20 protein-coding genes are annotated in these 24,432 nt (G+C 74.5%); 3 read left to right on the top strand and 17 right to left on the bottom strand.

From position 1 onward, the window contains the following. Nucleotides 1-393: 393 nt before the first annotated feature. Nucleotides 394-2,112: a malate synthase A gene (gene aceB, locus A0J59_RS16440; protein ID WP_082919119.1), complete on the bottom strand. Its 1,719-nt coding sequence runs from the start codon at nucleotides 2,110-2,112 to the stop codon at nucleotides 394-396. Nucleotides 2,113-2,222: 110 nt separating this feature from the next. Beyond that, nucleotides 2,223-3,638, bottom strand: a complete 1,416-nt coding sequence (gene aceA / locus A0J59_RS16445) for an isocitrate lyase (RefSeq protein WP_255365285.1) — start codon at nucleotides 3,636-3,638, stop codon at nucleotides 2,223-2,225. Between the two features lie 180 nt (nucleotides 3,639-3,818). Between aceA and A0J59_RS16450 the strand changes: the two genes are divergently transcribed. Then, entirely contained in the window at nucleotides 3,819-5,312 is a 1,494-nt protein-coding gene (locus A0J59_RS16450; protein WP_064316832.1) for a helix-turn-helix transcriptional regulator, read from the top strand. Nucleotides 5,313-5,324: 12 nt separating this feature from the next. Here A0J59_RS16450 and A0J59_RS16455 read toward each other — a convergent pair whose 3' ends face one another. From A0J59_RS16455 to A0J59_RS16520, 14 genes are all read right to left on the bottom strand, one after another. Continuing rightward, a complete protein-coding gene (locus A0J59_RS16455) occupies nucleotides 5,325-7,085 on the bottom strand; it encodes an alpha/beta-hydrolase family protein (RefSeq protein ID WP_181446405.1) in 1,761 nt (586 codons plus the stop codon). 67 nt (nucleotides 7,086-7,152) lie between these two features. Continuing rightward, complete coding sequence (locus A0J59_RS16460) at nucleotides 7,153-8,382, bottom strand: acetyl-CoA C-acetyltransferase (RefSeq protein WP_255365286.1); 1,230 nt, start codon at nucleotides 8,380-8,382, stop codon at nucleotides 7,153-7,155. Beyond that, a complete protein-coding gene (locus A0J59_RS16465) occupies nucleotides 8,379-9,530 on the bottom strand; it encodes an alpha/beta hydrolase (RefSeq protein ID WP_064316833.1) in 1,152 nt (383 codons plus the stop codon). The genes A0J59_RS16460 and A0J59_RS16465 overlap by 4 nt, the downstream gene beginning before the upstream one ends. Continuing rightward, nucleotides 9,527-10,231 carry a CoA transferase subunit B gene (locus A0J59_RS16470; RefSeq protein ID WP_304439892.1) on the bottom strand — a complete coding sequence of 235 codons (705 nt, stop codon included), beginning with the start codon at nucleotides 10,229-10,231 and terminating at the stop codon, nucleotides 9,527-9,529. The genes A0J59_RS16465 and A0J59_RS16470 overlap by 4 nt, the downstream gene beginning before the upstream one ends. A 3-nt stretch (nucleotides 10,232-10,234) precedes the next feature. Further along, a complete protein-coding gene (locus A0J59_RS16475) occupies nucleotides 10,235-11,119 on the bottom strand; it encodes a CoA transferase subunit A (RefSeq protein ID WP_064316834.1) in 885 nt (294 codons plus the stop codon). Further along, complete coding sequence (locus A0J59_RS16480; RefSeq protein WP_082919120.1) at nucleotides 11,116-12,210, bottom strand: alpha/beta hydrolase; 1,095 nt, start codon at nucleotides 12,208-12,210, stop codon at nucleotides 11,116-11,118. Before A0J59_RS16480 ends, A0J59_RS16475 begins: the two co-directional genes overlap by 4 nt. After that, the gene (locus A0J59_RS16485; RefSeq protein WP_047232749.1) at nucleotides 12,207-12,983 is read right to left on the bottom strand and encodes a 3-hydroxybutyrate dehydrogenase; all 777 of its coding nucleotides are present in this window, start codon (nucleotides 12,981-12,983) and stop codon (nucleotides 12,207-12,209) included. The genes A0J59_RS16480 and A0J59_RS16485 overlap by 4 nt, the downstream gene beginning before the upstream one ends. After that, nucleotides 12,980-13,678: a TetR/AcrR family transcriptional regulator gene (locus A0J59_RS16490; protein WP_053369749.1), complete on the bottom strand. Its 699-nt coding sequence runs from the start codon at nucleotides 13,676-13,678 to the stop codon at nucleotides 12,980-12,982. Before A0J59_RS16490 ends, A0J59_RS16485 begins: the two co-directional genes overlap by 4 nt. Then, nucleotides 13,675-15,291: a class I adenylate-forming enzyme family protein gene (locus tag A0J59_RS16495; protein ID WP_053369750.1), complete on the bottom strand. Its 1,617-nt coding sequence runs from the start codon at nucleotides 15,289-15,291 to the stop codon at nucleotides 13,675-13,677. Before A0J59_RS16495 ends, A0J59_RS16490 begins: the two co-directional genes overlap by 4 nt. Then, complete coding sequence (locus tag A0J59_RS16500; protein ID WP_082919121.1) at nucleotides 15,288-16,445, bottom strand: branched-chain amino acid ABC transporter permease; 1,158 nt, start codon at nucleotides 16,443-16,445, stop codon at nucleotides 15,288-15,290. The genes A0J59_RS16495 and A0J59_RS16500 overlap by 4 nt, the downstream gene beginning before the upstream one ends. Further along, nucleotides 16,442-17,317: a branched-chain amino acid ABC transporter permease gene (locus A0J59_RS16505; protein WP_053369751.1), complete on the bottom strand. Its 876-nt coding sequence runs from the start codon at nucleotides 17,315-17,317 to the stop codon at nucleotides 16,442-16,444. The genes A0J59_RS16500 and A0J59_RS16505 overlap by 4 nt, the downstream gene beginning before the upstream one ends. After that, nucleotides 17,314-18,090 carry an ABC transporter ATP-binding protein gene (locus tag A0J59_RS16510; RefSeq protein ID WP_047232753.1) on the bottom strand — a complete coding sequence of 259 codons (777 nt, stop codon included), beginning with the start codon at nucleotides 18,088-18,090 and terminating at the stop codon, nucleotides 17,314-17,316. The genes A0J59_RS16505 and A0J59_RS16510 overlap by 4 nt, the downstream gene beginning before the upstream one ends. Continuing rightward, a complete protein-coding gene (locus A0J59_RS16515) occupies nucleotides 18,087-18,863 on the bottom strand; it encodes an ABC transporter ATP-binding protein (RefSeq protein ID WP_064316835.1) in 777 nt (258 codons plus the stop codon). The genes A0J59_RS16510 and A0J59_RS16515 overlap by 4 nt, the downstream gene beginning before the upstream one ends. Nucleotide 18,864: 1 nt before the next feature. Next, on the bottom strand, nucleotides 18,865-20,079 hold the full coding sequence (locus tag A0J59_RS16520) for a substrate-binding domain-containing protein (protein ID WP_047232755.1): 1,215 nt from the start codon (nucleotides 20,077-20,079) through the stop codon (nucleotides 18,865-18,867). A 259-nt stretch (nucleotides 20,080-20,338) separates the two neighbouring features. On the opposite strand from A0J59_RS16520, the gene A0J59_RS16525 reads away from it, so the two are divergent. Beyond that, a complete protein-coding gene (locus A0J59_RS16525) occupies nucleotides 20,339-21,832 on the top strand; it encodes a PHB depolymerase family esterase (RefSeq protein WP_172820075.1) in 1,494 nt (497 codons plus the stop codon). 119 nt (nucleotides 21,833-21,951) lie between these two features. Here A0J59_RS16525 and nhaA read toward each other — a convergent pair whose 3' ends face one another. Then, nucleotides 21,952-23,271 carry a Na+/H+ antiporter NhaA gene (gene nhaA, locus A0J59_RS16530; protein ID WP_047232757.1) on the bottom strand — a complete coding sequence of 440 codons (1,320 nt, stop codon included), beginning with the start codon at nucleotides 23,269-23,271 and terminating at the stop codon, nucleotides 21,952-21,954. A gap of 180 nt (nucleotides 23,272-23,451) precedes the next feature. Between nhaA and A0J59_RS16535 the strand changes: the two genes are divergently transcribed. Next, nucleotides 23,452-24,357, top strand: a complete 906-nt coding sequence (locus A0J59_RS16535) for a hypothetical protein (protein ID WP_082919122.1) — start codon at nucleotides 23,452-23,454, stop codon at nucleotides 24,355-24,357. The last annotated feature ends 75 nt before the right edge of the window (nucleotides 24,358-24,432 follow it).

The raw sequence follows: 24,432 nt of genomic DNA on the forward strand, positions 1-24,432 counted from the left end.
GGGTACCCGGGCGTCGGGGGTACCCGGGCGTCGGGACCGGAGCCGACGTCGCCGGGGGCGCCGTCGGGGCTGGGGCCGTCGGCGCGGCGGGAGCTGCGGACGGGGCGGAGGGCGTAGCCGGCGTCGACTGGCTCGGTGGCGCGAAGGGGTTGCTCATGGCTGCTCCGGGGTCGTGCGGGCGAGCGCCCGGACGACCGTGTCGCCGTGCGTGGCCGGATGCTCCCACATCTCGGCCTGCCAGCACCAGGAGCGGGGACGACGGACGGCCGGGGACGCGGACCGCCGTCGGGCACGCCACGACCCGCCCGAGCACGACACCACCCGCCCGCGAGCACGACATGGGGGTCGATATCCAGCGGATATCGACCCCCATGTCGTGTTCGGCGGGGCCCGTTACGGCTGGTCGACCTCCGAGCCCACCAGGAACTGCGAGTACGCCCCGATGGTGAGGAACGTCGGGAAGTCCTCGGCGAGCGCGACCGCGCGGAACACGTGCGCGGCGTCGTCGATCCGGTTGCCCGGGGTGCGCGGCAGGTCGTCGACGATCTCGGCGAGCAGCGCCTCGACGCGGTCGCGCGTGATGGGCACGCCGTTCTCGGTGCGCGTGCCCGACGCGATCCACTGCCAGACCTGCGAGCGCGAGATCTCGGCGGTCGCGGCGTCCTCCATGAGGTGGTCGATCGCCGCGGCGCCGACGCCGCGCAGCCACGACTCGAGGTACCGCACCCCGACGGAGACGTTGGAGCGCAGGCCCGCCGCGGTCACGGTCGCCCCGGCGCGGCGGGCCGAGCCGATGTCGAGCAGCTCGTGCTGGCCCACCTCGACGTCGTCGCGCAGGCGGGACACCTGGTGCGGCCGGTCACCCAGGACCGCGTCGAACTCGCCGCGCGCGACCTCGATGAGGTCGGGGTGCGCGACCCACGTCCCGTCGAACCCGTCCGTCGCCTCGCGGCGCTTGTCGGCCCGCACCTGCTCGAACGCGCGCTCGGTGACGTCCGGCCGGCGCCGGTCGGGGATGAACGCGCTCATCCCGCCGATCGCGTGCGCGCCGCGCTTGTGGCACGTCGCGACGAGCAGCTCGGTGTACGCCCGCATGAACGGGGCGGTCATGGTGACCTGCGCGCGGTCGGGCAGCACGTAGGAGTCGCCGCGCGTGCGGAACGCCTTGATGACGGAGAACAGGTAGTCCCACCGCCCGGCGTTGAGCCCGGCGCAGTGGTCGCGCAGCTCGTGGAGGATCTCCTCCATCTCGAACGCCGCGGGCAGGGTCTCGATGAGCACCGTGGCGCGGATCGTGCCCTGCGGCAGCCCCAGGTACTCCTGGGCGAGCACGAACACGTCGTTCCACAGCCGCGCCTCGCGGTAGCCCTCGAGCTTGGGGAGGTAGAAGTACGGCCCGCGACCACGCGCGACGAGCTCGTGCGCGTTGTGGAACAGGTACAGCCCGAAGTCGACGAGCGACGCCGACGCCGACACGCTGACCCCGGCCCGGTCGACGTACCGCATGTGCTTCTCGATGAGGTGCCACCCGCGCGGGCGGAACACGATCGTCGGGAGGTCGGTGAGCGTCGTCGAGCGCAGGCGGTAGTCCTTGCGGTGGTCACCCGAACCGGTCGTGTGGGTCAGCGTCCCGCGGATCGCGTCGTGCAGCGCGAGCTGGCCCTCGATCACGTTGCGCCACGTCGGGCTGGAGGCGTCCTCGGCGTCCGCGAGCCAGACCTTGGCGCCGGAGTTGAGGGCGTTGATCGTCATCTTCGGGTCGGTCGGCCCGGTGATCTCGACGCGGCGGTCCTCGAGGCCCGGCGCGCCGGCCGAGCCGGCGACGCGCCACGACGGGTCGTCGCGCACGGGCCGCGTCGCGGCGCGGAAGTCGGGGTCGATGCCGTCCGCGACGTCCTGTCGGCGCTGCTGGCGGTCCATGAGCAGCTCGTGGCGGCGGGCCACGAACCGGTCGTGCAGCAGCGTGAGGAAGTCGAGCGCCTCGGGCGTGAGGATCTCGCGGTAGCGCTCGCCCAGCGTCCCGGTGACGCGCAGCGTGCCGGTGACGCGCGGGCTGCTCGGCGCAGAGGGGGACGTCGGAGGGCGAGAGGTGGTCGTGGTCAGCGTGGTCATGGCGTGCTCCGAAGGTCGTGCTCCCGCGAGATAGAACCCCGAGCTTCGAGGTAGAGCGCTGCGAGCTCTATCTCGGGCGCGCGGGTTCTATCTCGCGGGAGGAGGGAGGGTTAGTGGAACTGGGCGGTCTCGGTGGACCCGGCGAGCGCGAGGGTGGCGGCGTCGGGGTTGAGAGCCGTGGCGACCCGGTCGAAGTAGCCGGTGCCGACCTCCCGCTGGTGGCGGGTGGCGGTGTAGCCGTCGGCCTCGGAGGCGAACTCGGCCTCCTGGAGCTCGACGTAGGCGGACATCGCGCGCTCGTCGTAGCCGCGCGCGAGCTCGAACATGGAGTGCGAGACGGCGTGGAAGCCGGCCAGCGTGATGAACTGGAACGCGTAGCCCATCGCGGCGAGCTCCTTCTGGAAGCTCGCGATCTGGGCGTCGTCGAGGTGCTTCTTCCAGTTGAACGACGGCGAGCAGTTGTAGGCGAGCTTCTTGTCCGGGTACTGCGCGTGGATCGTCTCGGCGAACGTCCGCGCGAGCTCGAGGTCGGGCTCGCCCGTCTCGACCCAGATGAGGTCGGAGTACGGCGCGTACGCGAGGCCGCGCGCGACGACCGCGTCGAGCCCCGGGCGCACCCGGTAGAAGCCCTCCGAGGTGCGCTCGCCCGTGAGGAACGGGCGGTCGCGCTCGTCGACGTCGGACGTCAGCAGGTCCGCGGCGAGCGAGTCCGTACGGGCGATGATCACGGACGGCACGCCCGCGACGTCGGCCGCGAGGCGCGCGGCGTTGAGCGTGCGGATGTGCTGGCTCGTGGGCACGAGCACCTTGCCGCCGAGGTGGCCGCACTTCTTCTCCGACGCGAGCTGGTCCTCCCAGTGCACGCCCGCGGCGCCGGCGGCGATCATCGAGTGCATGAGCTCGTACGCGTTGAGCGGGCCGCCGAACCCGGCCTCGGCGTCGGCGACGACCGGGGCGAGCCAGTCACGTGTCGGCGCACCGGACTCCGCCGTCTCGATCTGGTCCGCGCGCAGGAGCGCGTTGTTGATGCGGCGCACGACGGCGGGCACGGAGTTGGCGGGGTAGAGCGACTGGTCGGGGTACGTCTGGCCGGACAGGTTGGCGTCGGCCGCGACCTGCCACCCGGACAGGTAGATGGCCTTGAGGCCCGCGCGCACCTGCTGCACGGCCTGGTTGCCGGTGAACGCGCCGAGCGCGGCGACCCACTCCTCGGTGTGGATCTGCTCCCAGAGCTTCTCGGCCCCGCGACGCGCGAGCGTGTGCTCCTCGCGCACCGAGCCGCGCAGCGCGACGACGTCCTCCGCGGTGTAGTCGCGCTGGAGGCCGGCCCAGCGCGGGTCGGTCGCCCACTGCTCGGCGATCTCCGCCGCGGTCTGGGTCTGGTCGCCGGGGCGCGGGCTGTCGCTCGCGGCGCGATTCGGGGTGCGGCCCGCGACGTCCGCCGTCGTCGCGACGGCGCCGAGCGGACGGGCTCCGCCCGCGTACTCGGACGGGGAGCGGCGGCTGACGATGGTGGGCCTGTTCACGGGTGCCTCCTGGTGGTGCGCCGGTCCGCGCTGCGCGGACCGGACGGGCCGGTCGGTGGACCTCGGCGAGGTCCGTGCTTCGACCTTCCTCCCGCTGACAACCCCGTCTCAAGCCAGATCGAGCGAAAGAACTGCACTTCTTCTCTTGTGCGGAAGGATCGGCGCGTGTCACTCTCAGTCATGGCTATCCCGACGACGCGACCGGCCGGAATCGCGGAACATGCGGAAATCCCGCTCGAGAGCGAGCCCGACGCCCTGACGATCGGTCGCAGGATCCGGCACCTGCGCACCGCGCGCGGCATGACGCTCGACGAGCTCGGCGCCGCCATCGGCCGCGCGCCGTCCCAGGTGTCGCTCCTGGAGAACGGGAAGCGCGAGCCCAAGTTCGCCCAGCTCCAGGCCGTCGCGCGGGCGCTCGGCGCGAGCCTCGACGACCTGCTGTCGCTCGAGGCGCCGTCGCGCCGGGACGCGCTCGAGATCGAGCTGGAGCGCGCGCAGCGCGGCCCGCTCTTCGACGCGCTCGGGCTGCGCCCGCTCAGGGTCGGCAAGTCGCTGCCCACGGACGCGCTCGAGACCATCGTCGCGCTGGAGCGCGAGCTCCAGCGGCTGCACACCGAGCGCGCCGCGACGCCCGAGGAGGCGCGCCGCGCGAACGCGGAGCTGCGCGCGACCATGCGTGCGCAGGACAACTACTTCCCCGAGCTCGAGGACGCGGCGGCCGAGCTGCTCGACGGCGTCGGGCACGCGGGCGGCCCGCTGCCCCAGCGCGTCGCGGCGGACATCGCCGCCCACCTGGGCTTCACGCTGCACTACGTGGGCGACCTGCCGCACTCGACCCGCTCGGTGCTCGACCTGCGGCACCGGCGCGTCTACCTGCCCAGCAACGGGATGCGCGGGCGGTCCAACGCGACGTCGGCGCTGCTCCAGGCGCTCGCGCCGCACGTGCTCGGGCACGCGGAACCGCGCGACTACCGCGAGTTCCTCCGCCAGCGCGTCGAGGCCAACTACCTCGCGGCGGCGCTCCTGCTGCCGGAGCGGCACGCGGTCAAGGCGCTGCGGGCCGCGAAGGACGCGCGCGAGATCTCGATCGAGGACCTCCGTGACGCGTTCGCGGTGTCGTACGAGACCGCCGCGCACCGGTTCACGAACCTCGCGACGAAGCACCTCGGCATCCCGGTGCACTTCATGAAGGTCCACGAGTCGGGCGTCATCCACAAGGCGTACGAGAACGACGGCGTGCGCTTCCCGGCGGACCCGCTCGGTGCCGTCGAGGGCCAGTACGTGTGCCGGAGCTGGACCGCCCGCACGGTGTTCACGGTCGAGGACCGGCTCAGCCCGTTCAGCCAGTACACGGACACCCCGAGCGGCACCTACTGGTGCACGTCGCGGGTCCAGGCCTCGGCGGACGGCGAGTTCTCGGTGAGCGTCGGTGTGCCGTTCGCGCACGTGAAGTGGTTCCTCGGCCGCGACACGACCGAGCGCCTGGTCTCCCGGTGCCCGGACGGCGCGTGCTGCCGTCGCCCGCCGGACGCGCTCTCCGACCGCTGGGCCGGGCAGTCGTGGCCGAGCGCCCGACCGCACGCGTCGATGCTCGCCGCCATGCCGACCGGCGCGTTCCCGGGCGTCGACACCACCGAGGTCTACGCGTTCCTGGACCGGCACGCGCCCCGGTGAGCCCGGGGCGGATCAGCCGATCGAGCCGCCCTGCGTAGGAGCGTCCATCGCGTCCTTGAGGCGCGCGGTGTCGGCGTCCGACCAGCCCTCGGGAGCGTGCAGGGCGGCGAAGCCGTCGGCGTACTCGAGCTTGTAGACGTGCCCGTGGCCCGGCGGGATGTCCGATGCCGCCGCGACGAACAGGTCGCCCGTGAGCTGCCAGAACGTGACGAACGGGTACCACCGCACGTCGCCCAGCACGTCCGGGCCGCGCGGCTCGCGGAGCCAGTCCGGCTCGGACCACAGCGTCTCCGGTCCCCACCAGGTCACACCGTCGGACGCGTGCTGGAGGTACACGACGCGCGGCTCGTCCCAGCGCGGGCCAGGACCCCAGAGGTCTGCGACGCCGGTCGCGACGGGATCGCCCCACCGGACCTGCCGGCCGTCGTCGAGCACGGGGGCGTACTCGAGCGACCCGGAGTCCCGCGCGTCGGTGAGCTCGCGCCACAGCGGCGTGAACCCGGGAGTCCCGGTGAACATCGCGCCGTCGGAGCGCGCCTCGACGTCCTGGACGCCGCTGAACGCGCCCTGCATGCCGAACGACCCGAGCGAGATGCCGAACGCGAGCAGCCGCGGGCGGTCGTCCTCGGGGAGCTCCGACCAGCGGTCGTACACCGCCTCGAACAGCGCCTTGCCGGCCGCGGGCGGGGTCGAGCGGTCGCCGACGAAGCTGATCCAGCTCGGCAGGTAGGAGTACTGCATGCTCGCGATCGCGGTGTCGCCGCCGTGCATGAGCTCGAGCGCCTCCACCATGCCCGGGTCGACCCAACCCGTCCCGGTCGTGGTCGCGACGACGAGGACCGACCGGTCCCACGCGTCGGTGCGGTCGAGCTCGTCGACGACGCGTGCCGCCGTGGTGTCGAGGTCGCCGTCGGGATCGAGGCCGGCGTAGGCATGGATCGGCTCGCGCACGTCCGCGGGGTCGACGACGTCGCCCGCCTCGGCGAACGCGCTCAGCTCGTCGACGGTCGGGCCGGACACGACGAACTTGCGACCCTCCGCGCCGAGCGAGTCCCACGTCTCGGGGGACGCGTCCGACCCGGACCGCTCGGGCTGGACGGGGGGCGACAAGCGCGGGTCGACGTCGGCGTTCGCGGTCGCGTAGATCGAGTTCAGCGCGCTGAGCGCACCCGACCAGATGACGCCGTTGAACACCAGGACGACGACCACGGCGACGACGACGCCGCTGACGAACCGGGCCACGGGCGCGGGCACGACGTTGTCGACGACGAGGCTGAGCCAGCGCGCGAGGCGCCGTAGACCACGGCCGACCTGGAGCACGAGCAGCGCGACGGCGAGCGCCACGAGCAGCGTGACGACCTCGCGCCCGGGCACGTCCTCGGACATGCCGAACAGGTGCCGCAGCTCGATCTGGCGGCGCGCGCCGAGGACGAGCGAGAGGGGCACGAGCACGACGGTCGCCCCGGCCAGCACCCACCACGCGACCCGGCTCGCGCGCGCCGTCCACCGGATGCGCAGCCCGACCTTGACCGCGAACCACTCGACGAACGCCCCGACGCCGTACCCGCCGACCGCGCTCACGCCCGAGATCACGGCCTGGTAGTACCAGGCGCGCGGGATGAGCGACGGGGTGAACGACAGGCAGAACCACAGCAGCGCGAGCACCAGACCGGTCGCCGAGAACCGCCGCAGCCACCGCCCCCACACGCCGTGCCGGGGCCGCTCCTCGTCGACGGGCTCAGGGGCGCGGGTCTCCGTCACGGTGGGCTGCACATCGCGAGCGTAGGCGAGGCGCCTCGAACCGTCCCCTCGAACTGGCCGCGGCCTCGCCGAGGGGCGGTCAGGCCTCCAGGAGCAGCGCCTCGCCCTGGCCCCCGCCGCCGCACAGCCCGACGGCGACGCGCCCGCCACCACGGCGCGCGAGCTCGTGCGCCGCGTGGACCGCGAGGCGGGCACCGGACGCACCGATGGGGTGGCCGAGCGAGATGCCGCCACCGTGCACGTTGACGACGTCCGGCGAGACGCCGAGCACGCGCGTGGACACCGCGACGACGGTCGCGAACGCCTCGTTGATCTCGACGAGGTCGAGGTCCTCGACCGTCCACCCGGCCCGGTCGAGGGCCTGGCGGATCGCGCGCGCGGGCTGGGAGTGCAGCGACGTGTCCGGGCCGGCGACCTGGCCCCAGGCCCGCACGGTCGCGAGCACGGGCGCGCCCGCGGACTCGGCCCGGGCGCGGGTCGTCAGCACGAGCGCGGCGGCGCCGTCGGAGATCTGCGACGCGTTGCCCGCGGTGATGGTGCCCTCGGGGTCGAACGCGGGTCGCAGGCGCGCGAGGCCCTCGACGCTCGTGTCGGGGCGCACGCCCTCGTCGTCGCGCACCTCGACCGGCTCGCCCCGGCGCTGCGGGACGCTCACGGGCGCGAGCTCGGCGTCGAACAGGCCGTCCTTCGCCGCGGCCGCGGCGCGCTGGTGCGAGGCCGCCGCGACGGCGTCCTGCTCCTCGCGCGACACGAACACGTCGCCGGTGTTGGTGCGCTCGGTCGAGACGCCCATGGAGGCGCGGTCGAACGCGTCGGTGAGCCCGTCGCGCGCGACGGCGTCGACGAGCGTCGCGTCGCCGAACGCGAACCCGGCGCGCGAGCCGGGCAGCAGGTGCGGCGCGTTGGTCATGGACTCCTGGCCGCCGACGAGCACGACCTCGGCCTCGCCGGAGCGGATCATCCGCGTCCCGTCGATGACGGCGGTCAGGCCGGACAGGCACACCTTGTTCACCGTCACGGCGGGCACGTCCCAGCCGATGCCGGCGCCTGCGGCCGTCTGGCGCGCGGGGTTCTGCCCCGCCCCGGCCTGGAGCACCTGGCCGAACACCACGGCGTCGACGGCGTCCGCGCCGAGGCCCGAGCGCTCGATCGCGGCGCGTGCGGCGACGGCGCCGAGCTCGACCGCGGTCAGCGCGGCGAGCGAGCCCTTGAGCCGCCCCTGCGGGGTGCGGGCTGCGGCGACGATCACGACGTCGTCCGGGCGGGCGGCGGGAGAGATATCGGGGGAGACGGGGGTGGTGGTGCTCACGGCTGGACCTCCAGGGGTGCGGACGGCGGTGTCTGCGCGGGCGCCGGGGGTGTGGTGCCCGCTCGTACGGTGGTCGTGCCGGCGACGGCGTCGTCCACGAGCCCGAGCAGGAGCCCGAGGAACACGTCCGGCTCCTCGAGGTGGGGGCTGTGCCCGACGCCGGGCCGCACCTCTTCACGGTACCGCCCGCCCGCGGCGGCGTAGGCGTCGAGGACGGCCCGGGTCTGGGCGACCATCGGCTGCGGCGGGTGCGTCTCGGCGCCCGGCCAGCCGGGGACGGCGCCGAGCGCGCCGAGCTGCGCGAGATCGAACAGCGACGCGTCCGAGACGATCGCGTCGGCGTCGCCGCGCACCCACAGCACGGGCGCCGTGGCGTCCGAGGCGGCGAAGCCCGAGAGGTCGCAGTAGCGCGCGCTGATCGCGTTGTTCATGCCGCGCGTCCCGGGGGCCACGCCGGGCCAGGTGTCGGAGGTCGTCCGGTCGCCCGGGTAGTTGCCGTCGCCCGTGCGCGTCGAGAGCACGGAGTCGAGCAGCAGCTCCTCCAGGGCGCCGAGCGGCTCGCCGAGCGAGGCCGGGTCGGCGACGTAGAACCGGCGCAGCACGTCGCGGGGCGACCCGGCGTCCTCGCTGCGGTCGCCCGCGGCGAGCGCCGCGACGAACGTGGGGTTGGCCGTCCCGCCGCCGGAGCCCGCGAAGTCGGCCGAGAGCGGCGTGCCGTCCACGTCGCGCGTGCCGCCGAACCCGTACGGCGACATGGGCGCCTCGAGGAGGACCGCGTCGAACAGGTCGGGCCGGTCGATCGCGAGCTGGAGCACGACCCCCGCCCCGGCGGAGTGCGCGACCGCGACGAGCGGGCGCGCCAGGTCGAGCGCGTCGAGGACGGCCGCGACGTCGTCGGCGAAGTCCCGCACGCCGCGCGTCGCGTCGACGGGCCGGACCTCGGCGTCGCCGTACCCGCGCAGGTCGACGGCGACGCCGCGCACGTCGGCGGGGAGCGCGCGCAGCAGCGGGTCGAAGAACGCCGACGACGAGCAGTTGCCGTGCACGAGCAGGACCGTGGCCCGCACGTCGCCGTCGGCCACGACCTCGCGCACGTGCTCGCGACCGCGCGGGGTCGCGACGTCGCGGCGCAGCACGTCGCGCGTCACGACGGCGTCCCGGCGGCCTGCGTGGACGGCCCCGGACCGGCGTCGGCGACGTCGAGCGGGGCGTCGTCGAGCGCGACGACGAGGTCGGGCTCGGTCGCGGCGCGCACGTCGTCGACGCTCACGCCGGGCGCGGTCTCGCGCAGCACGAGGCCGTCGGGCGTCACGTCGATCACCGCGAGGTCCGTGATGATCCGGTGCACGACGCCCCGCCCGGTGAGCGGCAGCGAGCACGAGCGCAGGAGCTTGGGCGACCCGTCGCGCGCGACGTGCTCCATGAGGACGATCACGCGGCCCGCCCCGTGCACGAGGTCCATCGCGCCGCCGGGGCCCTTGACCATCTTGCCGGGGATCATCCAGTTGGCGAGGTCGCCCGTCTCGGAGACCTGCATGCCGCCGAGGATCGCGGCGTCGATCTTGCCGCCGCGGATCATGCCGAAGCTCAGCGCGGAGTCGAAGAACGCGGCGCCCGGCAGGACGGTGACGGTCTCCTTGCCGGCGTTGATGAGGTCGGGGTCGACGGCGTCCTCGGTCGGGTACGGCCCGACGCCGAGGATCCCGTTCTCCGACTGGAGCACGAGGTGCTTGTCCGCGGGCACGTAGTTGGGCACGAGCGTCGGCAGGCCGATGCCGAGGTTGACGTACCAGCCGTCCTGGAGCTCGCGCGCGGCGCGCGCGGCCATCTCGTCGCGGGTGAGCGGCACGGCTCAGCCCTCCTTCACGGTCGTCGCGGTGCCCGACGGCGCGGGCGCGGGCTGGTCGGTCGCGGCGGCCGAGCGCACGGTGCGGCGCTCGATCCGCTTGGGCACGTCCGGGCCCACCTCGACGACGCGGTGCACGAACACGCCGGGCAGGTGCACGGCGTCGGGGTCGATCTCGCCGGGCTCGACGAGCTCCTCGACCTGCGCGACGCACACGCGGCCCGCCATCGCGGCGAGCGGCGAGAAGTTGCGGGCCGAGCGGTGGAACACGAGGTTGCCGTGCCGGTCGCCGCGCAGGGCGTGCACGAGCGCGAAGTCCGTGGCGATCGCGTCCTCGAGCACGAACTCGGCCTCGTCGGCGAACGACCCGTCGCGACCGCGTGGCCCGACGCCGAACGTGCGCACCTCCTTGGGCGCGCTGGCCTGCGCGACGCCGCCCGCGCCGTCGTACCGCTGGGGCAGGCCGCCGTCGGCGACCTGCGTGCCGACGCCCGTGCGCGTCCAGAACCCGGCGATGCCCGCGCCGCCGGCGCGCAGCTTCTCGGCGAGCGTGCCCTGCGGGGTGAGCTCGAGCTCGAGCTCGCCCGAGAGGAACTGCCGCTCGAACTCCTTGTTCTCCCCGACGTACGAGCTCGTCATCTTCCGGATGCGGCCCGCGCCGAGCAGGACGCCCAGGCCCCAGTCGTCGACGCCGCAGTTGTTGCTCACGACCCACAGGTCGCGCGTGCCCTGGGCGAGCAGCGCCTCGATGAGCGCGATGGGGTTGCCGCACAGGCCGAACCCGCCGACGGCGAGCGACGCGCCGTCGGGCACGTCCGCGACGGCCTCGGCCGCGGACGCGACCACCTTGTCCAGCCCGGTCCCTCGTGGGGACGCGATCGTGGGGCTCATGCCGTGACCTCCTCGTCACTCGCCGGTCCGGGTCCGCCGCTCGTGACGGCGGCCAGGGCTCGCAGGGTCTCGCCCGCGACGGCCTCGACGCCGGGCGGGCTCATGATGATCGTGTAGTGATTGATACCCGCTACGTCGCGGGTGCGCAGCCCCGGCAGCCGCTCGCGCCACGCGGCGAGGTGCTCGGGGGAGTAGAGCGCGTCGGGCTCGTCGAGCAGGCCGCGCGGCGCGCGCAGCAGCACGAGCGGCACGTCGAGCGGGCGGTCGCCGGTGAGCGCGTCCGCGAGCGGGCCGCCCTCGTAGAGCTCGAGCGAGTCGGCCGAGACCGCAGTCCCGGACGACGCCGGGCGCAGCGCGGGCGCCTCGCCGACGAGGTCGTAGTCGACGTACCCGGCGACGACGTCGCCCCAGGGCTCGTCCCACGCACCCGCGAACGCGGGGTGCGCGCGCCAGAAGCCGCGGTACTCCTCGCGGTCCGCGAACGTGCGCTCGAGTCGCTCGACGGCGGGGCCGAGCAGGGCGCGCAGGACCTCGTCGTGCGTCGCGTCGGGCGCGAGCCCGGTGGGCGGCGGGAGCGGGATGCCGCCGTCGACGAGCACGAGCCGGGAGACGCGGCCGGGGTGGCGGTGCGCGAGCACGACGGACACGAACGCGCCCATCGAGTGCCCGAGCGCGACGACGCTCCCGACGCCCAGCGCGTCGAGCACGGCGGCGAGGTCGTCGGCGTGCGCGCCCATGCCGTACGGGCCGGGCAGGGCGTTGCTCCGGCCGCGCCCCCGCAGGTCGGGCGCGACGACGCGCACGCCCGGGAGGGCCGCGACGACCGCCGGCCACGCGCGGTGCGACGCGGTGATGCCGTGCACCGCGAGGACGGTCGGGACCGCCTGGCGCGCGCCGCCGTCCGTCCCGTCGTCTGCCGCGACCGAGGCGTCTGCGGCGACCGGGTCCCACACCCCGACGCGCAGCCGGCCGCCCGCGACGGGCACGTCGAGCGTCGCGTAGGTGTGGGTCTCCGCAGTGACGTCGTGCGACGCACGCGCGGGGTCCGTCGTCGGGCGGGCAGCCGTGCCCGCGGTCGCTCCCGCGGTCACCGGGCGCTCCAGCCGCCGTCGATCGTCCAGGACGCCCCCGAGACCATCGACGCGTCCGGGCCGGTCAGCCAGCCGACGAGCGACGCGACCTCCTCCGGCTCGACGAGCCGCTTCACCGCGGACTCGGCGAGGAGCACGGTCGCGAGCACCTCGGACTCGGGTATGCCGTGCACGCGCGCCTGGTCGGCGATCTGCTTCTCCACGAGCGGCGTGCGCACGTACCCGGGGTTGACGCACACGCTCGTCACGCCGTGCGGGCCGCCCTCGAGCGCCGTCACCTTGGACAGACCCTCCAGGCCGTGCTTCGCGGACACGTACGCCGACTTGAACGGCGACGCGACGAGGCCGTGCACGGACGAGACGTTGACGACGCGACCGAACCCGCGCGCGTACATCCCCGGCAGCGCGGCGCGGACCAGCAGGAACGGCGCCTCGAGCATGATCGCGTGGAGCAGGCGGAAGTCGTCGGGGCGGAAGTCCTCGATGGGGCTCACGCGCTGCACGCCCGCGTTGTTGACGAGCACGTCGACGTCGAGCGTGAGGGCGTCGAGCGCGCGCGTGTCGGCGAGGTCGACGACCCACGCCTCGCCGCCGAGCTCGTCCGCGAGGCGCTTCGCGCCGTCGGGGTCGACGTCGGCGACGGTCACGTGCGCGCCGCGAGCGGCGAGCTCGCGCGCGCACGCGGCGCCGATGCCGCTCGCGCCGCCCGTGACGAGCGCGCGGCGCCCGGCGAGGGTCGGAGCGGTGCCGGGGACGGTGGCGGGGACGGTCATCGCGCGTCTCCTTCGGTGTCGGTCGAGGTGGCGGGCCCGGTCCCGGTCGGTGGAGCGGTCCGCGGCGCGGCGAGCGCGCGCTCGATGAACTGCATGGTCTGCTCGAACACGTGCGGGGGGACCTCGGCGGCCGCGGTGTCGTACGACGGCGGCTCCGCGCCCTCGTCCCAGCGCCCGCCCCACAGCACCCAGCGCATCCCGACGATCTCGCCGATGCCCATGAGCGCCCAGGCGGCGACCTCCGGGTCGACGTCGTGGCCGACCTCGCCGTTCGCGCGCGCCTTGTCGAGCCCGGTCATGTAGCCCTCGACGATGCGCGCGTAGTGGCGGCGCAGCGCCCCGGGCGAGACGAACTCGGCCTGCCGCACGATCCGGTAGAGCGCCGGGTGCTCGGCGGTGAAGCGGAAGAACGCCTCGAACCCCGCGCGCTCGGCGGCCAGGCGCGTCGTCGCCCGGGAGCTCGCCTCGATCATCGCGTGCCGCACGCGGCGGTTGAGGTCGTCGACGAGCTCGTCGAACACGTCGATCTTCGACTCGAAGTACAGGTAGAACGTGCCCTGCCCGACGCCCGCGGACTCGGTGATCTTCACGATCGACGCGTCGTGGTACCCGACCTCGGCGAACACCTGCTCGGCCGCGGCGAGGATCTTCGCCCGCGTGCGGTTGCCGCGGGCGGTGCGGGGCTGGGTGCTCATGAGTCCTCCGGGACGGTCACGCGCTCGACGAGCGAGCGGCGCGACACCTTGTGCAGCGACGTGCGGGGCAGGGACGGGACGAGGTCGAAGCGGCGAGGGACCTTGAAGTGCGCGAGCTCGCGGCGGCAGAACGCCTCCAGGTCCTCGGGATCGGTGGGCCAGCCCTGGCGCGGGACGACGAACGCCGCGCCGACCTCGCCCCACCGGTCGTCGGGGACGCCCACGACCGCGACGTCCGCGACACCCGGATGACGCCGGAGCACGGCCTCCACCTCGGACGGCGTGACGTTCTCGCCGCCGACGATGAAGACGTCCTTGATCCGGTCGACCACGCGGTAGTACCCGTCGGCGTCGCGCTCGACGAGGTCCCCGGTGCGCAGCCAGCCGTCGTGCAGGACGGCGGCCGTCGCGGCGTCGTCGCGGAAGTACCCGGCGAACACCCCGGGGCCGCGGACCAGCAGCTCGCCGGACGCGGGCCCGTCGAGGTGCTGGCCCGTCACCGGGTCGGCCACCGCGACCTCGACGTGCGGGTACGGCGTCCCGGCCGACCCGATGCGCTCGCGCGCCTGGTCGTCGGGAAGGCACAGCACGTTGGGACCCGCCTCCGTGAGCCCGTACCCCTGCGACAGCGCGACGCCGCGCCGGTGCCACGTGCGGAGCAGCGGCTCGGGCATGGGTGCGCCGCCCACGACGGCGTGCCGCAGCGACGACAGGTCGGCGTCCGCGAAGCCGGGGTGCTCGGCGAGCAGCAGGTAGTTCGTCGGGACGCCCATCATCGTCGTGACGCGGCGCTCGGCGACGAGCTGCAGCACGCGCTCGGGCTCGAACGTGCGCTCCAGGACGACCGTCGCGCCGGTCCACCACGCGAGCAGGGGCTGGATGTTCCAGCCGCCCGCGTGGAACTGCGGCAGCACGCTCAGCACGACGTCGTGGCTCGTGAGCTCGACCGTGCGCGAGAGCGAGAGGTTGGTCCAGAAGCAGTTCGCGTGCGTGAGCAGCGCGCCCTTGGCCGCGCCCTGGGTCCCGGACGTGAAGACGAGCAGCAGTGGGTCGTCGTCGCGCACATGCCGGCGCTCGGGGGAGGGCGCGACCGCGGCCCGGTCCGCGCCGCTCGCGCCACGCGCGCCCTCGGTCAGCCGCGGGCGGCGCGACGGCGCGGGGACCCGCGCCTCGACGCCGCTGCGGCCGAGCTCGGTGCGCCGCGGCGGGAGGACGAGCCGGTCCAGGGCGGCGTCGGCCAGCGCGGAGAACTCCTGCTCGACGAGCACGAGCGCGGGGTCGGCCTGCTCGAGCTGGGCCGCGAGCTCGCCGGGCGACAGGCGCCACGAGAGCGGCGCGAGCACCAGTCCCGCCTGCGCGCACGCGAAGAACAGCACGACCTGGTCGGCGCTGTTGCCCGTCACCGTGGCCACGCGGTCCCCGACGCCGTACCCCGCCTCGCGGAACGCGGCCGCCAGGGTGCTCGCGCGCTCGTGCAGGTCGCGGTAGCGCAGGGTCACGCCCCGGTCGTCGACCGCGACGCGGTCCGGCGTCGCGAGCGCGCGGTCGCGCGTCCAGCGCCCGAGGGTGTGCAGGCCGTCCTGCGCGCCGGGCCGGTGCTGCGTCGTCGTCATGCCACCTCCTCGAGGCGCTCGCGGGCTCCCTCCCGATCCTCCCGCGGGCGGCGGCGCGCGGCGAGGCGCGACGCGGCGCCGGCGATCCCGCCGGGCAGGAACATCACGACGAGGATGAAGAGGGTCCCGAGGAGGAACAGGGGCTCGCTGAGCGGCACGCGCAGGACGGCCGGCAGGTCGGCCACGGTCGCGGAGCCCGCGAGCGTCCCGAGCCGCTGGTCGAGGATCGTGTAGAGCACGCCGCCGACGATCGCGCCCCATCGGGACCCGACGCCGCCGAGCACGACCATGACGAGCAGCGTGAGCGTGAAGTCCGCGGACGTCGCGCGCGGTACGGCCCCGGACTGGAGCAGCAGGTAGGCCATGCCGACGACCGTGGCGAGCGTCGCCGCGAGCACGAACACGAGGAGCTTGACCAGGTAGGGGCGCCCGCCGATGACGCGGACGCGCATCTCGTTCTCGCGCGTCGCCGCCGCGACGTGACCGGCGCGCGAGCGCTCGACCCACAGCACGACGAGGTAGACGCCGACGAGCACGGCGAGCGCGAGCCAGTAGAGGTTGCGCGTGTTGAGCACCCCGACGAACGCGTCGGGGACGTTCCCGGTCGCGAGGGCGAGGCCCTCCTCGCCGCCGGTCGCCCCGCCGGGGTTGCGGCGCACGAGCACGTTGCCGGCCTGCGCGAACGCGAGCGTGACCATGGCGAAGGAGATCCCGGTGACGCGCAGCGAGATCGCGCCGACGACGTGGGCGAGCCCGATGCCGCCGACGAGCACGAGCGCCGCGGCGGGAAGGAGGGGGATCTCGGTCGTGTCGAGCACGATCGCGAGCCCGTAGACGCCGGCGGCGAAGTAGAGCGCGTGGCCGAAGCTCAGCAGCCCCGCGACCCCGAACAGCAGGTGGTAGCTCAGCGCGAGCGCGCCGATGAGCCAGCACAGCGCCATCATCTGGAGCGCGCCGGGGGTGTACGTCGGGCCGGGCAGGACGCCCGGCACGTGGATCGCGAGCAGGGGGAGGCACGCGAGCAGGGCGACGAGCGCGACGCCCGCGAGCGTGCGGACCAGCGTGCCCGACGGCGTCCGGCGGGCGGGCCGGTCGGCGCGCGGTGCGTCGTCGGCCGGGGCGGCCGAGGCCGGGGGAGCGGTCTGGGTGGTCATGCGGCTGCCCTCCCGAGGAGGCCGGTGGGACGGACGAGGAGCACGAGCGCGAGCAGCAGCACGACGATGAGGTCGCCGTAGCCGAGGTAGTAGTTCGCGAACTGCTGCAGGACCGCGACGAGCACGGAGGCGACCGCGGCGCCGGTGAGCGATCCGAGGCCGCCGATCACGGTGACGATGAACGCGAAGATGAGCAGCGACCCGCCGAGGTGCGGCGAGACGTAGCCGAAGTACTGCGAGGCGAGGACCCCGCCGAGGCCCGCGGCGGCGCCGCCGACGGCGAACACGAGCGTGAACGCCTTGCGCACGTCGATGCCGAGCGCGGTGACCATGGACCGGTTCTCGACGCCCGCGCGGATGATGAGCCCGTAGCGGGTGCGCTTGAGGAACAGCACGATCGCGCCGAGCACGAGCGCCGCCGCGGCGATCGCGACGAACCGGTCGTTGGGCACCGGCGCGCCCGCGAGGTCGGTCGTGCCCTTGAGCCACGCGGGCCCGGAGATGAACTCGGGGTCCGAGCCCCACATGCCCTCGAACAGCGCGACCGAGGCGAGCGAGAGCCCGACCGTGACGAGCACCTGCTCGATGTGCCGCTCGTAGAGGGGGCGGATGAGCAGCAGCTCGGTGAGCGCCGCGGCGCCCGCCCCGACGACCGCGCCGGCGAGCAGCGAGAGCGCGAACACGCCCCACGAGTCCGCGCCGAGCGAGCGCGCGACGAACCAGCCGCCGAACGCGCCGAGCGTGAGGAACGAGCCGTGCGCGAAGTTGAGGACGCCCATGAGCCCGTAGATGAGCGACAGGCCCGACGCGACGAGGAAGTACAGCGCCCCGAGGCCGAGCCCCGTGACGAGGAGGAGGACGATCGTGCTCACCGGGCCACCGCCCCTTCGGTTCCGTGGTGGTCGACCTCGGCGTGCACGCCGAGGAGCTGCTGGACGCGGTCGGGGTCGTCGAGGAGCTCGCGCGCCGGGCCGGTGTGCACGACGCGGCCCGCGTCGATGACGACGACGCGCTCGGCGAGCCGCTCGATGACCTCGAGGTTCTGCTCGACGAGCAGGATCGGCACGGTGCGCGCCGCCTCCGCGAGCGCGTCCGCGACCTCGCCGACGATCCGCGGCGCGAGGCCCTTGGTCGGCTCGTCGACGAGGAGCAAGCGGTTGGCGTTGAGCAGGGCGCGCGCGAGCGACACCATCTGCTGCTGGCCGCCCGAGAGCGTGCCCGCGCGCTGGGCGGCGCGCTGCACGAGGTCCGGGAAGAGCTCCGCGACGAGCTCGCGGCGCGGGTGGGCGTCGCGCTCGGCGAGCCGCAGGTTCTCCGCGACCGTGAGCCCGGCGAAGACCTCGCGATCCTCGGGCACGTACCCGACGCCGCGCCGCACGATCCTGTCCGTGCGCTCGCCGTCGACGCGCTCGCCGGCGAGCAGCACCTCGCCCCGGCGCTCGATCAGGCCGAGCACGGCCTTGAGGGTCGACGTCTTGCCGACGCCGTTGCGGCCCAGCACCGCCGTGACTCCGGTGGCCGGGACGGAGAACGTCACGTCCTCGACGACCTGCTGGCCCGCGATGCGCGCGGACAGCCCGCGCACCTCAAGGACGGGCACGCCGGTCGCTCCGGTGCGGTCGCTGTCGTTCCTGGCGGCGCTCATGCTGCCTCTCCTGCCGTGACGCCCAGGTAGGCGCTCTGCACCGTCGGGTCGGCCATGACGGCGTCGGGGGTGTCGCACGCGAGCAGCTCGCCGTGGTGCATGACCGCGACGCGGTCCACGAGCCCCAGGACGACGTCCATGTGGTGCTCGACCATGAGCACCGTGCAGCCAGTCGCGTGCAGGTCGCGGATGACCTCGACGAGGCCGGGCACGTCGGCCGACGACACGCCCGCCATGGGCTCGTCGAGCAGCACGACGCGCGGCTCCGTGGCGAGGAGCACCGCGATCTCGAGCTTGCGCTTGTCGCCGTGCGACAGGTCGCCGGCCGCGACGTCGGCGCGGCGCGTGAGACCGACGGTCTCCAGGTGCCGGTCCGCCTCCCGCGTCGCGGCGTCGCCGCGGCGCGGGAAGCGCAGCACGGACAGGGCGCCGCCGAGGCGCCCCTGCGCGGCGAGCCGCACGTTCTCCCGGACGCTCAGGCGCGGGAACAGGCTCGACGTCTGGAACGTGCGGCCCAGCCCGGCGCGGGCGCGCGCGGCCACCGAGGTGGTCGTCACGTCCGCGCCCTCGAGGAGCACCGACCCGCTGGTCGGGCGGTGGATCCCCGAGACCAGGTTGAAGAGCGTCGTCTTGCCCGCACCGTTCGGCCCGATCACCCCGAGCATCTCGCCCCGCCCGACGGCGAGGCTCACGCCGTCGAGGATGCGCGCCCCGCCGATCTGGAGGCCGAGGTCGCGGACCTCGAGCGCGGGGCGGGTGTGCGGCTCGCCCACGTCAGCCCGCCTCGGCCGGCGCGACGTCCTCGCCCGGCACCTCGGTGACGAGCTCGGGCACCCAGGCGTCGCCGTCGGCCACGAGCTTGACCTGGTACATCGGCTGGACCAGCGCGTGGTCGGACGCGCGGACCGTCGTCGTGCCCTTGGGGCCCTCGAAGCTCCAGCCCTCGAGCGCGTCGACCATGGCGTCGACGTCGTCGCCGCCCTCCTCGATCGCGTGGACGATCATCTGCGCCGCGACGAAGCCGTCGGGCGTGAAGAGGTCCGCCTGCTTTCCGGCCTCCTCGACCGACGCGAGCATCGCGGCCTCGACCTCGGTGCCCGCGGCGCCCGGGAAGTAGTGGTTGAGGAAGTCGACCTTGCTCGCGGCGCCGCCGTACGCGCCGTAGGTCGCGACGTCACCGAGGCCGGTGACGACCGTCGTCGAGTCGAGCACGCCCTGCTGGTCGAGGCCCTGCCACATCGCGCCCGACGTCGCCCCGGCCCACGCGACGAACACGAGGTCGGGCGCGGCGTCGACGATCTGGTGCGCGAACGGTGTGAACTCCGTCGCGTCCTCGGGCACGAGCACGCTCGTCACCTCGGCGCCCTGCGCGCCGAGGACCGCCTCGACCGCGGCGAGGTTGCCCTGGCCGAACGCGTTGTCCTGCGCGAAGACGACGACCTTCGCGCCGTCGGGGTCGACGAACGTGCCCGCGGTCGCGACGTCCTGGAGCGACTGGCGGCCCGAGCGGAACGTGTAGTCGTTGATGCCCGTGAGCGCGTCGACCGCGGCCGGGCCGGAGATGTAGAGGACCTTGTTCTGCTCGGCCTGCTCCGCGAGCTTGAGCGCGACGCCGGACACGACCGTGCCGCCGAGGATCTGGTAGCCCTTGCCGATGAGGTCCTTGGCCTGGCCGACCGCCTTGTCGGGATCGCCGCCGTCGTCGTGGAACGTCACGTTGACCGGGCGGCCGTCCACCTCGCCCGTGCCGTCGGTCGCGTAGTCGAGACCGGCCTGGAAGCCCTCGTAGTAGGCCTCGCCGTAGGCCGCGAGCGGCCCGGTCTTGGAGTAGATGATGCCGACGTCGACCGGGTCGGCGCTCGTGCTGCTCTCGCCGCCGGTGGTGTCGCCGCCGGTCGCGTCGGTCGGCGCGCACGCGGCGAGCACGAGGCTCGCGGCCGCGAGCGCGGCGACGGCGAGTGCCGGCCGCTGGGACTTCTTCGTCCGCATGACTTCGCCCTTCGTTGGGTGGTCCTGGGGGAGCGCCGCTCAAACATGAGAGGCGATTCAGGTTGCGGGAATCATGGGTCCGCGACCGACGCGGTGTCAACCCGCGCCGGTCACGATCCGGCCACGAGGTTCACGGAGAGATGTTGACAGGTGATTCAGGTCACACGTAACGTCCGGTCCGCCCGGGTCCGGCGCGCAACGGTGCGCGCCGCAGCGCGTCCCGCGCTGACGGCGACCCGACCTCGACGTGGAGGTTCAGATGGTCAGGCACTCCCTCAGGCGGCGCGGCCGCGCCCGCCGGTCCGCGGCCGCGCTCGCCCTCGGCACGGCGCTCACCGTCGTGCTCGCGCCGCTCGTCACGACCCCGGCGTCCGCGGCGGGCTCCTGGTCCCAGCGCTCGGCGGGCGGCATGACGGTCGAGCTGTACCGGCCGACGACCGCGCCGCCCCTCCCCGGCGGTCGGGCGCTCATGATCTCGCTGCACGGCTGCGTCCAGACCTCGCAGGTGCTCAAGAACGCGGGCAACTGGGCCGACGCCGCCGACGACCACGGCATGGTCGTCGCGGTCCCCGCCGCTCCGAACGGCGGCGTGCTGCTCGGCTGCTGGGACTACTACGACACGAACCACAGCCGCACGAGCCCCGCGCGGCACGACGACAACCTGCTCGACCTCGTCTCGGCGCTGCTCGCCGACACCTCGCTCGGCATCGACCCGGACCAGGTCTACGTCAGCGGGCTGTCGTCCGGCGGCGGCCAGGCGATGGTCATGGGCTGCCTCGCGCCCGACGTGTTCGCCGGCGTCGGGATCGCGGCCGGGCCGACCGTGGGGACGACGTCGGGCCAGATCGGGAGCGTCGCGACGACGCTAGCGCAGGCGCGCTCGACGTGCCGGACGTTCGCCGGGACGCACGCGGCGGACTTCGGCTCGCAGGTGACGTCCGTCGTCTTCGGGAGCGCCGACACGACCGTCGCGACCGGGTACGGGACGCTCAACGCCCAGGTCATGGCGGACCTCTACGGCGCCGGGACCACGTCGTCGTTCTCGCTCGCCGGGCTCGCGGGGGCGAACACCGCGGGCTCCGGCTCGCTGTGGTCCGACGCCGACGGCCCGCGCGTCTCGCTGGTCCGGAACACCGGGCTCGCCCACGCGTGGCCCGCGGGCGGCGGCCCGGGCGGGTCGTACGTCGCGACGAACAGCATCGACTACCCGGCGTACCTCACCGACTTCCTGTTCGCGAACAACCGCCGGGTCGAGCGCGAGCCCGGCACGGGACCGGACCCGGACGTCGTCGCCCCGACGGTCACGATCACGTCGCCGGCCGCAGGCTCGACCGTGACCGGGACCGTCCGGGTCGGGGTCGCGGCGTCGGACGACCGCGGCGTGGACCGGGTCGAGCTCAGCGTCGACGGCGCGGCGCTCGCGACGCTGCGCACCGCGCCGTACGCGTACGACTGGGACACGACGGCGCTCGGTGCGGGCACGCACGTCGTCGCGGCGCGCGCGGTGGACGCCGCGGACAACGCGACGACGGCGCAGGTCACCGTGACGGTCCAGGCGCCGAGCGGGCCGTGGTGCGGGACCGCGACGAACGCCCAGCACCAGGCCGCCGGCCGCGCGATCTCCTACGGCGTGAACCCGTACAACCCGTACTACGCGGTGGGCTCGCTCGCGTACCTCGGGCAGGGCGACGCGACGGTCACGACGCTGCGCGAGACGGCGCCCGGCCGCTACGAGGTCGCGACGACCTGCTGAGCAGGAAGCCCCCAAGCGCCGAACCCGGGGATACGGGCGAGCTGGGCCGCTGCCTCGCCCACGACCCCGGGTTCGGCGGCCCGGGGCAGCCCGGGACCCGGGTCCGGCGGGCGGGTGGGTCAGTGCTCGAGGCGGTCCTTCGCGTCGCCGATGTGGTCGGTGACGTCGTCCGGCAGGTCGTCGAGGTTCATGTCGTTGGTGCGCGCGCGCCGCGCGTCCCAGCGCAGCGCGACCGCCGCGAGGGCGGCGGCGATCGTCGAGGCGGCGAGGACGGCGATCTTCGCCGCGTCGGTGTGCGTCGAGTCCGGGAACGACAGCTCCGCGATGAGGAGCGACACGGTGAACCCGATCCCGCCCAGCAGGCCGACCGGCAGCAGGTCGCGCACCCCGATCCCGGGCGCAAGGCGCAGCGGCGTGAACCGCGTGACGAGCGCCGTCACCCCGAGCACGCCCACGAGCTTGCCCAGCACCAGGCCGAGGACGATCGCCAGTACGACCGGCTGACCGAGGACGTCGCCCCCGCCGCCGACGAACGTCACGCCCGCGGCGAAGAACGCGAACACGGGCAGCGCGATCCCCTGGGAGAACGGTCGCAGGGAGTGCTCGAACCGGTGCGTGCGCGACTCGGTCTCGCCGTGCATCGCGAGCGCCGGGACGGTGAAGCCGAGCAAGACGCCCGCGACCGTCGCGTGCACGCCGGACTCGTGCACCAGCACCCACGCGACCACCGCGACGGGCACCAGCAACCACCAGCGCGTGCGCCGGGCGCGGACGAGCACGGCGAACAGCGCGACCGCGACGAGCGCGAGGCCCAGGAACCCGATGCGCAGGTCGGCCGTGTAGAAGACCGCGATGACGATGATCGCGAGCAGGTCGTCCACGACCGCGAGCGTCAGGAGGAACGTGCGGATCGCGGCGGGCAGCCCGCGCCCGAAGACGGCGAGCACGCCGAGCGCGAACGCGATGTCCGTGGCCGTCGGGATCGCCCAGCCGTGCAGCGCGCCGTCGTCGCCCGCGAGCAGCACGACCGCCGTGAAGATCACCGCCGGCACGGCCATCCCGCCGACCGCGGCGAGCATCGGCACGCCCGCCTGGCGCGGGCTCCGCAGGCTGCCCGCCACGAACTCCTGCTTGAGCTCGACGCCCACGACGAAGAAGAAGATCGCGAGCAGACCGTCCGCAGCCCAGGTCTCGAGGCTCAGGTCGAGGTGCAGCGGCAGCGGTCCGATCGAGGCCGGCCCGACGACCGTCTCCGAGAGGGCTGTGTACGCGTCCCGCCACGGCGAGTTCGCCCACAGCAGCGCGAGCAGCGCCGCGCCGATGAGCAGCGCGCCGCCCGTGGTCTCCCTGCTCACCCAGCGGCGCAGCCGCGCACGGGGCGACGGCCGGTCGGGCCGCGCGGTGGGGTGGGTGCCGGAGGGCGGGGTCGCGTGGGTCATCGTGCTCCCGGGGTCGCTGTCGTGTCGCACGGTCCGCGGACGCGAGACCGTGGCCGACCAGACTTCCCGGCACACCGCCCTCGATTCTACGGGGGCGTACCCCGCGCGGCCGACGTGCCCGTCTCGTGGTCATCCTCCCGGGCGACGCCGTGCGCGGCCAGCGCACGGGAGGATCTGCGGGTGCCCGACGCCGTCCCCCACCCCGCGCCCGACCTCGCCCCGGCAGGCCTCACCGGCTCTGACCCGGCCCCGACGCCTGTCCCGACACCGTCCCCGGACGGGTGGGCGCCACCGGACGCGCCGACCGTCGTCGGACCGACGGCGCTCGACCGCTCGCTCCTGTGGGGCGGGTCGCCGGTCGTGGGGGCTGTCGTCGCGTTCGGGGTGCTGCACCTGGCCGGATGGATGGCGGGCCTGCCCTGGGCCCCGTTCCAAGGTCTCGCGCGCGCGATCGACGAGCTCCTCGGTGAGCGCGGCGCGCTCGGTGTCGGGATCTGCCTCGCCGTCGGGGCGCTCGCCGGGCTGGCGTTCGCCGCGCACGCGGTGCGGGACATCGCGCTCGTGACCGTCGACCCCGAGCGCACGACCGTGACCCTGCGCGACGAGCGCACCGAGCTGGACCGGGGCGACGTCACCGCCGTGCTCGTCGACCGCAAGGACCTCGTCGTGCTCGGCCGTCGTGCGGCGGCCCCCGTCGACCGGCCGGCGTCGCCCGTGTCACCCGCGGCGCGCGCGTCGACCTCGGCCGCCGGCACCGCGGAGGGTGTTCCTGACGACGCCCCGGTCGTCGAGCTCCTGCACGTGCGCACCGAGCTCGCGACCGACCGTCTCGCGACTGCGTTCCGATCGCACGGCTGGCCGTGGCACGACGACGACCCCTGGGAGGAGGAGTTCCGACGCTGGGTCCCCGGCGACCCCTCACTGCCGCCGAGCGCCGACGCCGTCCTGCGCGCCCGGGCCGCCGTGCTCCAGTCCGACAAGAAGCCCGACGCCGCGGACCTGCGACGCGAGCTCGCCCGCCTCGACGTCGTCGTGCGCGATGTCGACAAGGTCCAGCACTGGCGCCCGGCCACCCCGCCCAGGTAGAGCCGTGGTCGCGCGAGGTATAGCCGTGGTCACCGTGCTCGACGGCGGTCTGGTCGCCTTGGGTGGGCGGGGTGG

This window comes from Cellulosimicrobium sp. I38E (genome assembly GCF_001647255.1).
In the GTDB taxonomy this organism is placed as follows: domain Bacteria; phylum Actinomycetota; class Actinomycetes; order Actinomycetales; family Cellulomonadaceae; genus Cellulosimicrobium; species Cellulosimicrobium cellulans_E.

What these genes read in the sequence shown, in the direction of transcription:
- A0J59_RS16485 (WP_047232749.1), bottom strand. Translation starts at nt 12,983, where the DNA reads ATGACCGTCCCCGCCACCGTCCCCGGCACCGCTCCGACCCTCGCCGGG.
- A0J59_RS16475 (WP_064316834.1), bottom strand. Translation starts at nt 11,119, where the DNA reads ATGAGCCCCACGATCGCGTCCCCACGAGGGACCGGGCTGGACAAGGTG.
- A0J59_RS16450 (WP_064316832.1), top strand. Translation starts at nt 3,819, where the DNA reads ATGGCTATCCCGACGACGCGACCGGCCGGAATCGCGGAACATGCGGAA.
- aceB (WP_082919119.1), bottom strand. Translation starts at nt 2,112, where the DNA reads ATGACCACGCTGACCACGACCACCTCTCGCCCTCCGACGTCCCCCTCT.
- A0J59_RS16520 (WP_047232755.1), bottom strand. Translation starts at nt 20,079, where the DNA reads ATGCGGACGAAGAAGTCCCAGCGGCCGGCACTCGCCGTCGCCGCGCTC.
- A0J59_RS16500 (WP_082919121.1), bottom strand. Translation starts at nt 16,445, where the DNA reads ATGACCACCCAGACCGCTCCCCCGGCCTCGGCCGCCCCGGCCGACGAC.
- A0J59_RS16495 (WP_053369750.1), bottom strand. Translation starts at nt 15,291, where the DNA reads ATGACGACGACGCAGCACCGGCCCGGCGCGCAGGACGGCCTGCACACC.
- A0J59_RS16525 (WP_172820075.1), top strand. Translation starts at nt 20,339, where the DNA reads ATGGTCAGGCACTCCCTCAGGCGGCGCGGCCGCGCCCGCCGGTCCGCG.
- A0J59_RS16510 (WP_047232753.1), bottom strand. Translation starts at nt 18,090, where the DNA reads ATGAGCGCCGCCAGGAACGACAGCGACCGCACCGGAGCGACCGGCGTG.
- A0J59_RS16490 (WP_053369749.1), bottom strand. Translation starts at nt 13,678, where the DNA reads ATGAGCACCCAGCCCCGCACCGCCCGCGGCAACCGCACGCGGGCGAAG.
- nhaA (WP_047232757.1), bottom strand. Translation starts at nt 23,271, where the DNA reads ATGACCCACGCGACCCCGCCCTCCGGCACCCACCCCACCGCGCGGCCC.